Source organism: Shinella sp. GW821-FHT11G07 (assembly GCF_058808115.1).
In genome coordinates, this window is the sequence record NZ_JBXARJ010000016.1 from 1 (window position 1) to 13,833 (window position 13,833).

Sequence of the window (13,833 nt, forward strand, 5' to 3'; positions counted from 1 at the left end):
CCGCTACCGCCGCAAACACCGAAACCAAAAACCGCTGGAGCGAACTCAAAACTGGATAAAACTTGGGGGCAAGGTCAGGACGAACCCGTAATCTTGAAGGTGCGACGCCGCTCTAACCAATAGGTCAAGCCCGAGCGGGGCAAGTGCCCGCCGCCAGAAAGTGCCGGCATTTTCACCCCGCCCGACAAAACACCAGTCCTGGAACACGACCGGGCCAGTATCGAAACCTTCGTCCAGGTGAAACGCTGTGCCACCCGTTATCTTGTCGCCGGCCTCTACTGCCGCCTCGACGGCGTTGCGGCCGCGATGAAGGGGAAGAAGCGACGGATGGTAGCGCTTCGAAGAGCGCGACCTCGGCGGCTTCATCCGCGCAGACCAGAATGATGCCGTACTGTTCTTTGTAGCGGTTGGCGGCGGGCGCCTTGGGAGCGTCAGCCGGTAGCGGTGGGAGAGGGGCAGTCTTTGAGGGCATAGCAGCCGCATCCTTGTTCATGCCGCTCGGGGCGGTCGGGTGCGGGCTCGGGTGGCCTCAGATGGTTCATAGTACCGCATCGGCGGCATTTGAGTTCAATAGCCCTCGTGGACTTCAGGCGTACCCATGACGCCCATCCGCGTCCTGTCGGCGAGATTGCGCCGTACCAGTTCGATATCGTTGTCACCGCCATTGATCCAGGCTAGTCACGGAACGCTTCGGATCGGGGACCGTATCTTGGTCGTGAGCAGGCGGTTGTTGTCCTACCGGTGAAGTGTGTAGGGGTAGCCAGCCATTTTAAGATGGCTCTTTCAGAGCCAGAAGAAGCGCTTGGTGCATTCCCTGGCGGTATTGAATCCGCAGGGTCTCACGTGCAGATTGTCGGCGAACTGCCCGAGCGCGTTTGCCGCCGCCTATGGGCCGAAAAGCTTGTGATGGTTGAAAAACTCGCAGCCAATCTAGCCGGGGCCGCTCAGGCGATGCATCTCGGCGACGTAGTCTGTGAAAGGCCGTACCTTGGCCGACTTGGTATCGGCGAGTGCCCAGAAGATGATCCCCAGGTTGGCATTGGCGCTACGCGCTCCTGCGGCGAAAATCTTAAGGGCCGCTGTAAAAGTCTCAAACGACGCATTCCGGCGGGTGTCGTTCGTACCGAGAATGACGATCAGGAGGTCCAGGCGGAGTTCGGCGAAGAACGGGGCCATCTGGTTGGCGTAGTTAGCGACATTGCTGCCATCGAGGGAGCCGTTGCCAAGTTTATGAAACTCGATGCCCGGTGCAAAACGGGTGGAGATGGCGCCGAAGAGAGCAACAGTCGTTCCGCCGGTGTTGACGGACGTGTCAATGTCGAAGGTACCTGCTGAAGCGGAAAACTGTCCCCGTCATACCGAACAATCCGGCCCGCAAGCGAAGACACCCCTTCGATGAAAGGCCATATCGTCGACGCAATATGATCGAGCGCACCTTTTGCAGACTGAAAGACTGGAGACGTATCGCAACCCGATACGACAAACTCGCCACAAACTTCAACGCCGCAATCCTCATCGCAGCTATCCTCATCTGGTGGGCTAATTGAGTCTCGTGCCTAGAGCATTGCCTTGTTCGCTTAGGTATCGATCCAACGCCGCTGAGACTTTGAATATGATATCGAGTGGGCGCGTAACATGCTTTTCTAATGTCTCAACAAATTCGGCGCCCCGATATAGAACCGATGCCCACCCTGCCGGCAGGGCCTCGCCGGTCGCGTTCGATCACTCGGTCCCGCTCTTGAGAGCATCTAGGCAGATAGAAACTCCTTCTTGATGGCTCGTGCTTGTCTGGTGGCTTGTTGGTCATCCGCCGAACGTGGCGTTGAGGTGCCCCTAACAATCGGGCGACCTCGCGCCGGCCCCTGCGTTCGGCCTGCAAACTCAAGACTTCCACGCGAATTATCTTGCGTTGGCGCATATGTGGAGCCGAGATTTCTCCACCGGATGGGAACCCACACAGCGCCTCTTCATCGTCTTTGCCAAGTGCAAGGATGATTGGATGATCTTCAGCAGGACGCTTCCGCGCCGATATCGACATGGATCAGCTCATTTTTTCCGGCAACGACAGAAACCGCATCCTCACTCCGGCCGCGCTCACGCGGAATATCCTGGTGGACGTCGGGGCGGTGGTCGGGCACTGGGGCGGAAGCGTCGGAAAATACAGCGCCTATACCGAATATACTGCCGGCATACCCACAGTTGATGCCGGAACCGATAGACAATGGTTAGTCTTCGGTGTTCGCTTCAATGAAGTCGTCAGCGGACGCACTACTGTCTCCGCTTCAACGGATTTTGCGTTGCTGAACCGTGTGGATGCACTTGGTGCGGCGCTGGCGAGTTGAAAGCGGTGGGGATCACGTCAGCGCTTGGAGTTGTGTCTTTACCCTTGCCGAGGATGGCCATCTGGCTAAATGCTCAAGCAAAGTGGATTCAGCCGAGCTTTTCTCGCCAGCCAAGCGCAATGAAAAACCGTAGTAAAAGTGAATATCTTCATTCGTTGGTGCTTCGGAAGCAAGGCATCGAAATATTTCTACAGCCTCTCCGTACTGTTTCGTCTTAATTTTCGCATATCCAAGATAATATTTCACCAGAAGGCTTTCCGTTTCAATCTTTCTGGCCCTCTCGGCCATGAGTAGCATGTCTTTGCAGTCTTTTTCGCGTGGTGAGAATCTGATTTGATAGAGTAGTTGTATGGCCTCTGCCGATGGTATAGTTTTCTCGGCGGGATTTATCCTTCCAGCGAGAAATGTTTCTATATATGTGTCTAGTTGATTGCGTTCTCGCAAAAACCCAGTGATTCCGTGGCCCGCTTGGGGTTCGCAGATGACGTTGCAGAATTTTCGCACGTGGTCGGCACCTACCATATCCATCACATCCATACCGCCAACGATCATATGACTATGGGACAGCTCCGAGGATGCGGCGAGCAGTGGCCGCAAATCCGGAAACACTGCGTCGCCGACCATCAATCGCATACTGTGGGTGTGCGGCAGGCGAAGGCGGGTATCGGCGGCGAATGCAAGTGCGGGTGCCCGAAACAGGGAGCCGAACAACATCGCGGCATAACCGCCCATGCTCGCGCCGGTGAAGTGGAGTCGCGTGCTGCCAATCCGGCGAGCTATTGATCGGATTTCGGCAATCAAGGCATCGATCGATGCGCCAAGGCTGGGAACGCCTTGCTGATACCATTGGTTTTGCCCATTATTTATGAGCAATACGCTGTGGGCAGTTCTTTCGGCATATCCGCGAAAATCAAACTGGCCCGGCTTGCGGGATGCACCCGAGAAAATAACCAATAGATCGGCTGTTCCGCGATCGATTAAGTGGTGGTGAGGGCTGGTGGTGTTGTCGTTCATGCGCGGAACGTAACTTCGGCGCGGTCCATTTTCAATGTCGTTTCTCCATGAACCGCCCCGCATTTTTTGCGTCGGCGCGCCAGCCCGCGTCCGGCGTTTTCGGTACGTCTCTTCCGAAGGCTCAGATCGAGGGCTGCAAATCCGTCCTCGACGAGGCGGAGATGGTCGCTGAGCAGCCACAAATCGCCTTGGCGAGAAATTGGCGGTTCAGGCACTTCTGGATAACTATCCGCAGGATCGGCGAAGTTGCCCCTATATCTATTTCCGATGCCTCGAACCCGGTCAATTCGACTGCGAAATCCTCCAGCCCGATGAGCTTTTCACGCACTGCTTTTAAGATCCCGTGATTCCATCCAGCATTGGCTGCAATCTTGCAGTCGGCCAGCATCAATGCTCTTCTTTGCGTCCGAAAATCCCTACACTATGATAGACGGCACATGGTCATGTCGGAGGCTCTTTCTGATTCGAGCCATCCGCGGCTGGCGATCAATGCATGTTGATCGTCGATTAGAATTGGATTGACTTTTCCGAATTATTTTACGCTGAGGGATCTGCTTTTTTGAATGCGCTCGCGCGGGTCACGGGTTCGTTTTATGCATCCAGCCGGACGCATCTTAAGCCCGATGGCAGTCAAGCCCACTCTCCTCTAGTCGAACCAACTAGGGCAGCGTGTAAATTGAAAACCGGGGAGGGCACGCGCGTCAGGAAGTGTTCTATTATCCCGCTATCCCGATCACGTCAGGTGCAAAGATCCGGTAGCATGACGGCGTAGCATATGCCATCACTGCTCGAACTAAATTCGACGCGTGACTAGACTCTAGCCTACCGCGAGGCACTTCTTGTTTAGCGAATAGGAGTTGACGTTGTAAAAAAGCACTTACTTAACGCATTTTGGATCAGGGTATTGCCCAACCAATGAGGAAAGCCTGCGTTTCTCGCGAATGCCGTCGATTGCGCACCGGATCAAGCAATACAGGATACATCCTTCATCGACAGCGGTGGTCAGTAAGCGTGCCCAGTGTGTAAAGCTGCAAATTAAGGAGCTTAACGGCAGGTTTGTACTCTCATCTCAATCATTCGATGAGAAGATCGCCAATCTCAATCCCTGACGTTTGTTCAACCGTCTTTAGAGCTACCTGATGCCAGATCGTCTTGAAATGGACGGGCGATCAGAGACCCGCATCTGCGATGAACAGCGTCGGAACGATTGCGGTGCAAGGCATCAGAGGCGACAATTCGCACCTGTTTGGCACGCGTCAGCCCGACCTAGAATAAGCCTCGTCATATTGCTCCTGCGCCGCCTTGGCTTCAGCGAAGGTCTTGTCGAGAATGAACAGTTTTTGCGCCTGCGCTCGCGCATATTCGTTGTAAAAATCCGCCGATATCCACATGGAAGAACGGCCGCGCCGACCGTACCAGCCGATGCCGCCGATTGCCTCTGCCGCCGCCAACTTCCGGCTGGCATGGGCCCGGGACAAGCTGAAAGCCTGGGCGAGATGAGAAATCGAGACGACATCCGTGAGGAAGCGGCCCTGCTGTGCGGGCGTGTGCTCGTCGATGCCGGCGATCAGCCGGTCCATCAGGTTGCCGCCCGCATCCGCCCAGGTGAAGATCGTGTAGAATGGGCCCGGCATGCGCACCTGAGTACTCGACAGCAAAGCCGGCGCGAAGATGGGTGCCAGAGTGGCCAGTATGCGTTCCGGCTGCGCCAGGAATCGACTGCTCCTGTCGCCACCGTCGAGACGGTCGAGTGCCTGGAAATGCAGATCGTACCAGTGGATCAGCATGGACATCGGCGCCGGCGACAGCTCGACCTCGCTCCCGTATGCACCAACACCCACCGTTGACGGGCGGATGACGCCGTATTTCAGCGCCTCGTCGAAAAAAGCATAGGCCGTGTTACGGCTGGCGAGACGGAGGTCGACGGCAAGCACGCCGAGCGTTCGTCGGGTCAAGCCGGGTGTACCTTCAAGGGACGCACGAAAATGAAGGGCGAGACCCGCATGGCACAGCAGCCATCTCTGCTGCGAGGCGAAGAGGGAGGAAATCCGCGGGGCATTCTCATAGAGCACGCCAAATCCTCGGGCCAGAAGCTGCAAGACATCCGGAAAAGCCGGGGCCTGCATCAAACGGTCAAGTTGATCTTCCGGCAGCTCCGAAAGCCGGGGAGTGGAAGACGTCACGTGTTGGTCAAGCATGATGTTGCCTGCGCTTCGCCTGTCCTCCGGTCCCGGGCACTGACGCTCCGCTCGCCCCGTCGCCTCGCATCACCCTACCCCCTAAAGTGGCTGGTTTCATTTCCGCTTTCGCGGTTCCTAAATTGATAATCCACTCCCACATCGACGTCCTGATAGGACACCGGCAAGAGCTAGGGATTTTCTGAAATTTTTCTGAAATCAACGGCAAGGGCGCAGCAACGGCACGTGTCGCACCATGATGAGGTTCAGCCTGCACGGCACAGGTTGACGTCCCGCCCGGCCGTTCTCTATTTTGCGCGTCAACTCCAGTGGGATGATGGGGGCCTGGTGTTCTTTTTTTCGGGATTCGCTCTGGATCCGGGCCGCGCCGAACTGCGTGGTCCCGATGGAGTCGTGATTCATCTACGCCCGAAGACGTTCGAACTGCTGCGCCTGCTGGTCACCAACAGCCACCGGCTTCTCACCAAGCAGGAACTGCTCGACACGATCTGGCCGGGGGTTCATGTCGGAGAAGACAGCCTCTTCCAGTGCATCCGCGAAATCCGTGCAGCGCTCGGCGATCACCAACGCCAGACAGTCAAGCTCGTCTCGGGTCGGGGGTACCTTTTTGCCGCCGATGTTTCTACCGACGATGCAGTCGCTTACGAGGACGCACCCACAATCGCCGCGGTGAATCAGTCCGGCGCCGTCTCCCGCTTTCGTCTTGCTGGACACTGGGGGAGGCTTTTCTCTGCGGGGCTTGCCATCCTGGCGGCCGGGGCGGCTTTCACGGCCTTTCTTTTGCCGTCCAGCGGCATTTCCGGCCGGGCAGAGCCTGTCATCGCGGTTGCGCCGTTCACCTTCAACAAAGATGACCCCGAAAGTGTTGCGCTTGCCCATGGGGTGGCTGCCGAGCTGATCGGCGGCCTTTCCCGAATCGACGGTATCCGCCTTGTCACGCCACCCGAAGAAGGCAAGCGACTGACGGTGCAGGACACAGAGGCCGCAACTCTGCTGGTCGAAGGAGCCCTGCGAAAGGACCCGCGATCCTGGACGCTGCAGCTTCGCCTGACCGACGCCGCGACGCGTGAGATCCAATCGGTCGCGGATATCGCGATAGATGCGCGCGCGCCGGACACGCAACACCTGCGATCGCGGCTGGCAGCCGGCGTGGGCTACGCGCTTGCTTTGCGGCTCAACACTTTGGAGACCGGCGACATCACCGCGCAGAGCGATCCAGCGCGCATCGCCATTCAGCAGGCTGGCGCTTCGATCAACCAGACGACGCGCGAGCGCTTTGCGACGGCGCGCGCGATTCTGGAAAAATACCGCACAGATGAGCCTGATAATGTGGATGTCCAGGTTGCCCTCGCTGCGCTGCACCTGCGCGCGATCCAGATGGACTGGTATCCACCGGCCGAGGAAAGCAAGGCGGAAGACGACGCACGCGCGCTTCTGGAGGCGGCTGAGCAGGCCATGCCGGATTCCGCCTTGGTGCTCGGCACCTATTGCCGCTTCCTGACCGCGACCAATCAGTTCGCAGACAGCCTGGTCACCTGCGCGCGCACCCTCGCCATCAACCCTTGGGACGGTGCGGCCCTCTTTCAGCTTGGCCTAACACAGCTTCAGCTTGGCCGCTTCGAGGATGCGCTCGCCAGCTTCGTCAAGGCTGACAGCTTCGACACGCCGGAAGTCTCCCGCTGGACATGGCTGCTCGGCGCCGGCCTCGCTTCCCTCATCCTGGAACGCAATGAGGAAGCAGCGCAATGGTTGCTGCGCTCCCTTGCCGTCACGCCCGCCTCGGGTCGTACCTACATGCTGCTTGCCGTCGCCTATCAACGCCTCGGCCGACAGGAAGAAGCCGAGGAAGCTCTGCGCAAAGGCATGGTTTTGCGCCCCGGCTCCACCACGCTGAACATCGCCCTGCCCACCCGCAACGCCAGCGAAACCTATCTCCAGGCTGCCCGCGAGATAAGTGACACACTTGCCAAATTGGGCCTGCCAAGAGACGGGAAACCCTGAAGAAAAGGGCGAGGGGCGCGGGACGCGCCGGCATTCGTTGCCCAGGTCTCGTGCGCCCTTTCGGTGCGGCCAAGCACCGGTGCTTTGCCATCGTAAGCCGCGGCCTGATCTGGAGATAGGCACGATGTTCGGGCTTCAGGTCATGCCGCTACCATTGCTGTCCTGCAGTTAGGCGCCGCCCCGCTCCAGCTTGAAGAACGATGCTTGGTACTCGGTATGAGCACCTTCTGTATGAACATTCTTCTCCTGCAGGATCACAGGATGAAGTCGGTCACCTTCATGGCCAGGCTGAGGTCGAGCCTGATGGAGAGGTCCGCCGTGCCGTCGCCGTCGACATCGCCGGAGATGAATGTGTCTCCGTTCTTGATCTCGTAGCGCAGTTCACCCGCCTTCTTGTGGAATTTTTGCGTGTCGATGAACGTGAAGGCCTGGTCGTTCTTCAGGTCCAGATTGGCGTCGATCGCCTTGAGGCTGATCCTGTCTCCCTGGCTGCGGTTGAAGTCGATGATCGTGTCGCGGCCGGCGGCGACGACTGTCGTATCCGTGACCGCCTTGAACAGGAACACATCCGCGCCGGAGCCGCCGGTCAGCTTATCTGCCCCCGCACCGCCATAGAGCGTATCGGCACCACCAGCGCCGACAAGCGTATCGTTCCCGACCTTGCCGTCGAGCAGGTTGTCGGCGTCATTGCCTGTGAGGATATTGGCGAGCGTGTTGCCCGTGCCATTGATCTTTGTGGAGCCGATCAGTGTCAGGTTCTCGATATTGTTGGACAGCGTGTAGTTGACCGACGCCTTGACGAGATCGATGCCGGCGCTGGCACCTTCCACCACCACATCGCCGACATTGTCGACGACATAGGTGTCGTTGCCCTTGCCGCCGATCAAACGATCCGTGCCGGCCTTGCCGTCGAGCGCGTTGTCCGCATCGTTGCCCGTCAGGATGTTGGCAAGGCCGTTGCCGATGGCGTTGATCTTACCCGAACCCGTCAGCGTCAGGTTCTCGACATTGTTGGACAGCGTGTAGTTGATCGACGCCTTGACGAGATCGGTGCCGGCGCTGGCACTTTCCACCACCACATCTCCGGCATTGTCGACGACATAGGTGTCGTTGCCCTTGCCGCCAATCATTCGGTCTGCACCGACCTTGCCGTCGAGCAGGTTGTCGGCGTCGTTGCCCGTCAGGGTGTTCGCGAGCGTGTTGCCTGTGCCGCTGAGCTTTGACGAACCCGTCAGCGTCAGGTTCTCGACATTGCTGGTCAGCGTGTAGTTGATCGACGCCTTGACGAGATCGGTGCCGGCGCTGGCACCTTCCACCACCACATCGCCGGCATTGTTGACGATATAGGTGTCGTTGCCGCCCAGACCGCGGAACGTCTCTGCACCGACAGTGCCGTTGAAGACGTCTGCAGCCGATGTGCCGGTATACCCATCGATGACCAGTTTGCCGGCCGGATTGATGCTGGCACCTGTTATGTTGAGGAGATTGCCGGCGGCATCCTTGATGGTGGCGCCGTTGAGGTTGAGCTTCGTGACGGAGAGATCGCTTGCCGTGTCCTCAAGCCCGACCTTGTAGTCGAAAACAAGCGTTTTGCTGCCCGATGCCGCGGCATCGTAGATGGCTTGCTTGCCGTTGCTGAGCGTCAATGTCAGTTTGGTGGCGCCCGTCAGAACCACCGCCTCGCTGAGCGTCAGCTTGAACTCGGCCGTCTGACCGGTGGTGAGCGTGCCCGAACCGCCGCTGACGCCCGGACCGGAAGCGGTGACACCGGTCACGGTCGGCGCAGCCTTGTCCAGCGTGAAGGTCAGGATGCCGGCCGACGACACGTTGCCGGCCTTGTCGGTCTGGATCACCTTCACGGTATGGGCACCATTGGTGAGAGCAGACGGATTGTAGGTGCTCGATGCCTGGCCGCCATCGACGATATAGCTCAGCGTGGTCCCACTTTCCTTCCCCGCAATCGTCAGGGCGCCGTTGCTGGTGATCCTGTCGGTCGAGGACGCACCCGTATCCGAACTCAGGGAAAGAACCGGCATGACAGGCTTTGTCCGATCGAGCGTGAAGGTGAAGCTGCGGGCATCGGAGACATTGCCGGCGACATCCGTCTGCACGACCTTGACCGTGTGTGTTCCATCGGCCAGGGCGGACGGATCGTAACTGCTTGATGCCGTGCCACCATCCACGACATAGCTCAACGTGGCATTATTTTCCTTGGTGATGGTCAGCGCACCGCTGCTGGTGATCTTGTCGGTCGAGGATGAGCCGGTATCCGATGTCAGGGCAAGGACAGGCGCCGCAACGGTCTTGTCGATCGCGAAGGTGATGCTGCGGGCAATGGAAATGTTGCCCGCAGCATCCGTTTGAATGACCTCGACGGTGTGTGTACCATCGGCAAGCCCGGACGGGTCGTAGCTGCTTGACGCTGCTCCGCCATCCACGACATAGCTCAGCGTGGCGCCGCTTTCCCTGGTGACTGTCAGCGCACCGTTGTTGGTGATCTTGTCGGTCGAGGATGAGCCCGTGTCCGATGTCAAGGCAAGGACAGGGGCTGCGACGGTCTTGTCGATCGTGAATGTTATGCTGCCTGCGTCGGAAATGTTGCCCGCGGCATCCGTCTGAATGACCTCGACGGTGTGTGTGCCATCGGCTAGGGCGGACGGATCGTAGCTGCTCGACGGCGTCCCACCATCGACGATGTAGCTCAGCGTGGCGTTGTTTTCCTTGGTGATTGTCAGTACGCCGCTGCTGGTGATCTTGTCGGTCGAGGATGAGCCGGTATCCGATGTCAGGGCAAGGACAGGGGCAGCGACGGTCTTGTCGATCGTGAATGTTATGCTCTCTGCGTCGGAAACGTTGCCCGCAGCATCCGTCTGAATGACCTCGACGGTATGCGTGCCGTCGGCAAGCGCATCCGGATCGAAGCTCGACGATGCCGCTCCGCCATCCACCGCATAGCTCAGCGTCGTGCCGTCCTCCAGACCGGAGATTGCCAGCGCGCCGTTGTTCGTGAGCTTGTCCGTAGCGGACGTTCCCGTGTCGGATGCCAGCGCCAGGACCACCGCGTCCGGCGCGCTCCGGTCGAGCGTGAAGGTGATGCTGCCTGCGCTGGAGACGTTGCCGGCGAGATCCTTCTGTATCACCTCTATCGTGTGCTCACCATCGGCAAGCGCGTCCGGATCGTAGTACCACGTTGCGGCGCCGCCATCCACGACGTAGCTCAGCGTCGCACCATCCTCCACTCCCGTGATGGTCAGGGCGCCATTGCTCTTCGTGATCTTGTCGGTCGAGGACGCACCCGTGTCCAACGTCAAGGCAAGAACGGGGGCCAGGGCGGCCCTGTCGAGCGTAAACGTGAGGCTGCTTGTGGTGGAAACGTTGCCCGCGGCATCCGTCACCATTGCCTCCAGCGTATGCTCGCCGTCGGTAAGCGCATTAGCATCATAGTTTGAGGTCGCCACACCATCCACGAAGAAGGTTAGTGTCGTGCCGTCCTCCACGCCCACAATGGTGATCGCACCGTCGTTCGTGATCCCGTCCGTGGGGGCCCTTCCACTGTCGGTTGCCAGCGCCAGGACGGCTGCGTCCGGTGCGGTCCGATCGATCGTAAATGTGATGCTGCCGGCCAGGGACACGTTGCCCGCAAGATCCGTCTGCGTCACCTCGATCGTGTGTTCGCCTTCCGCAAGCGCTGTCGGATCGTAGCTCGCCGAAGCTTGGCCGCCATCGACGACATAGCTCAGCGTTGCTCCAACCTCCTTGCCTATCGTCAGGGAGCCGTCGTTGGTAAGGCGGTCGGTCGAGGACCTACCGGTATCGTTGGCAAGCGCGAGGGTCGGCGCATCCGGCCGGGTCGCGTCCACCTCGAGCCCGGTTAGCGATCCGTCCGCAGTGGAAATGGTCGTGCCGTCGAAAGACGCCGCCGTATACGAGGTGTTTAGCAGCACCCACGTGGTGCCATTATAGGACGCCAGAATATCAAGTTTGCCATCGCCATTTACGTCCGCAAGGCTGATGACGTCCAACGAGGCAGCCACGCTGATATCCGTCGAGGCGGAGAAATTGCCGGTCCCATCACCCAGCCGCACCGACACGTTTCCGCCGTTCGCCGCGACCACGTCAGCCTTGCCGTCGCCGTTCACGTCGCCGACCGCGATGTCGCGGACGTTGCTTGCGAAGGTCAGCTGCGTCGAGCCGGAGAAGCCGCCGGTGCCATTGCCCAGGCGCACGGAAACCTGGTTGGACGAATTATGCTCCGACAGCAGGTCGAGCTTGCCATCGCCATTCAAGTCCACAACGGTGAGGTACGTCGGTAAACTGGCGACACTGGCCGTGCCCGAAGTGGAAAAATGACCCGCACCATCGCCCAGCCGCACCGCGATGTTGAGCCCGCCCGATATCAGCATGTCGAGCTTGCCGTCACGGTTCACGTCGGCAAGGGCCACGGCCAATCCCGAGCCTGCAACGCTTATCGCACTGGAGAAATTGCCGGCGCCATCGCCCAGCCGCACGGCAACACCGCCGCCTGCCGTGATCATGTCGAGCTTGCCGTCGCCGTTCACATCACCAAGGATGATGGCTTGGGGGGTGCCGCCGACGCTGATCTCAGTCGAGCTGGAAAAATTGCCCGCGCCGTCGCCCAACCGCACGGAGACGGTGCCATCAGTCCCATTGGCGGTCAGCAGGTCGATCTTGCCGTCGCCATTTATGTCGCCGGTGGCAAGGCTATAGAGGGCGTAGCTGCCAGAGCCGGCCGTGACCTGCGTCGGGCTGGAAAAATTGCCTGTTCCATCACCCAAAAGGATCGAAACCGTGCTCATAAATTGGTTGGCGGTCAGCAGGTCGAGCTTGCCATCGCCGTTCACATCCACGGCGGTTATCTGGGAATGGATTCCGTTGCCGCCGACGGCGCCGATCGGCGTCGCAAAGCTCAACTCGGCCGATCCATCGATCGAGCCAGCGGTGCTGTCGATGCCGGTAATGGAAAGAGTGTTCGTGCCGGTATCGCCCTCGACGACCGTGTAGGTGAATGTCGGCCTGCCGTTACCGTCGAGCCCCGCAAAAACCGCTCGCCCGCCATTGCTGAGCATCAGTTCCGGCGTGCCGTTCACGGTGACGGGCACGTCGGTCGTCAGCGTGAAGGTAACCGTATCGCCGGTTTTCAGCGTGCCGGTGGCACTCGACGAGATCGCCGTGACATCTGCCTTCTTGCCGCCCAGCAGCACCGTGACGCCGCCGCCCATGACGCCGGTAACAACGATGTCCATCCTGCCGTCTTTGTTGACATCGGCCACCTTGACGGTTTTCGGCATGCTGCCGACGGCGATGTCGGTGCCGCCCGAGAAGTTGCCGCTGCCGTCCCCCCACCGCACCGAAACGCTGTTGGCGTTGGAGTTTGCGGTGATGAGGTCGAGCTTGCCGTCGCCGTTCAGGTCCGCCACTGCGAGGGAGCCGGGATTGGCGCCGACACTGATGTCCGTCGCGGATGTGAAGCCGCCATTGCCATTACCCAACAGGACCGAAACCGTGCCGGGTGTTCCGATGTTGGTCGTCAGGGCATCGAGCTTGCCGTCGCCGTTGATATCCGCAACGGTCACGGTGCCCGGCAGGCGCGTTCCCATGCTGTAATGTGTAACGGCCGTAAAGCCGCCGGCACCATCGCCCAGCATCACCGAGACGCTGCCGAACGGAGGAGAGTTGCCGGAGGCGACGATGTCGAGCTTGCCATCGCCGTTCATGTCCGCCAGGGTGACGGAGCCCGGAAAGCGCGAGCTGATGGACGCGTTGCTGATCGGGCTCAAGAACCCGCCCTGCCCATCGCCCAACAGCACGGTAATCACACCGTTCTGGCTCGTGGTCACCGCGTCTGTCCGGCCGTCGCCATTGACGTCGCCGATCGCCATCGACATGGGGCGGGATCCGAAGCTCACAGGGGGTCCGGCCTGATATCCTCCCGCGCCATCGCTGAGCAGCACCCGGACGCTGTAGTCATAGTAACTGTCGAAGACGATATCGAGATGGCCGTCGCCGTTCATGTCGGCAACTTTGGCGAAGCCCATGCTGGGGTCGCCGGTCGTGACGTCGATGTTCGTCGACGTCGAGAAGCTTCCCGTACCGTTCCCCTGCAACACCAGAAGCTTGGCCGCTGACCCGACATTGGTCACCACCAGGTCAAGGTTGCCGTCCCCATTGATGTCGGCGATGGCAAGATCGACGGGACTGACACCCAGGCTGTAATCCTGTCTGGTAAAGGTCGTGCTCATCGTATTCCCTCGGATAAC

At 59.6% G+C, this 13,833-nt stretch carries 10 protein-coding genes; 4 read left to right on the forward strand and 6 right to left on the reverse strand.

Features of this window, described 5'->3' with window-relative positions; genetic code table 11:
* Positions 1-45: 45 nt before the first annotated feature.
* Together AC1RT2_RS25620 and AC1RT2_RS25625 are read right to left on the reverse strand one after the other, a co-directional pair.
* A complete protein-coding gene (locus AC1RT2_RS25620; RefSeq protein WP_493106518.1) occupies positions 46-483 on the reverse strand; it encodes a formyltransferase family protein in 438 nt (145 codons plus the stop codon).
* Complete coding sequence (locus AC1RT2_RS25625) at positions 432-665, reverse strand: Com family DNA-binding transcriptional regulator (protein WP_493106520.1); 234 nt, start codon at positions 663-665, stop codon at positions 432-434. The genes AC1RT2_RS25620 and AC1RT2_RS25625 overlap by 52 nt, the downstream gene beginning before the upstream one ends.
* 109 nt (positions 666-774) lie before the next feature.
* Between AC1RT2_RS25625 and AC1RT2_RS25630 the strand changes: the two genes are divergently transcribed.
* From AC1RT2_RS25630 to AC1RT2_RS25640, 3 genes are all read left to right on the forward strand, one after another.
* The gene (locus tag AC1RT2_RS25630) at positions 775-1,335 is read left to right on the forward strand and encodes a hypothetical protein (RefSeq protein WP_493106522.1); all 561 of its coding nucleotides are present in this window, start codon (positions 775-777) and stop codon (positions 1,333-1,335) included.
* A gap of 20 nt (positions 1,336-1,355) precedes the next feature.
* On the forward strand, positions 1,356-1,547 hold the full coding sequence (locus AC1RT2_RS25635; RefSeq protein WP_493106719.1) for a transposase: 192 nt from the start codon (positions 1,356-1,358) through the stop codon (positions 1,545-1,547).
* A gap of 489 nt (positions 1,548-2,036) precedes the next feature.
* Entirely contained in the window at positions 2,037-2,342 is a 306-nt protein-coding gene (locus tag AC1RT2_RS25640; protein ID WP_493106524.1) for a hypothetical protein, read from the forward strand.
* Between the two features lie 12 nt (positions 2,343-2,354).
* Here the strand turns inward: AC1RT2_RS25640 and AC1RT2_RS25645 are convergent, their stop codons facing one another.
* The 3 genes from AC1RT2_RS25645 to AC1RT2_RS25655 all read right to left on the reverse strand — a co-directional run bounded on the left by AC1RT2_RS25645 (position 2,355) and on the right by AC1RT2_RS25655 (position 5,554).
* Entirely contained in the window at positions 2,355-3,356 is a 1,002-nt protein-coding gene (locus AC1RT2_RS25645; protein ID WP_493106526.1) for a hypothetical protein, read from the reverse strand.
* Positions 3,357-3,477: 121 nt separating this feature from the next.
* On the reverse strand, positions 3,478-3,744 hold the full coding sequence (locus AC1RT2_RS25650; RefSeq protein WP_493106528.1) for a hypothetical protein: 267 nt from the start codon (positions 3,742-3,744) through the stop codon (positions 3,478-3,480).
* 868 nt (positions 3,745-4,612) lie between these two features.
* Entirely contained in the window at positions 4,613-5,554 is a 942-nt protein-coding gene (locus AC1RT2_RS25655) for a hypothetical protein (protein ID WP_493106530.1), read from the reverse strand.
* A 393-nt stretch (positions 5,555-5,947) separates the two neighbouring features.
* Between AC1RT2_RS25655 and AC1RT2_RS25660 the strand changes: the two genes are divergently transcribed.
* On the forward strand, positions 5,948-7,555 hold the full coding sequence (locus AC1RT2_RS25660; protein WP_493106532.1) for a winged helix-turn-helix domain-containing protein: 1,608 nt from the start codon (positions 5,948-5,950) through the stop codon (positions 7,553-7,555).
* A 254-nt stretch (positions 7,556-7,809) separates the two neighbouring features.
* Here AC1RT2_RS25660 and AC1RT2_RS25665 read toward each other — a convergent pair whose 3' ends face one another.
* Positions 7,810-13,815 carry an FG-GAP-like repeat-containing protein gene (locus tag AC1RT2_RS25665; protein WP_493106534.1) on the reverse strand — a complete coding sequence of 2,002 codons (6,006 nt, stop codon included), beginning with the start codon at positions 13,813-13,815 and terminating at the stop codon, positions 7,810-7,812.
* Positions 13,816-13,833 lie beyond the last annotated feature (18 nt).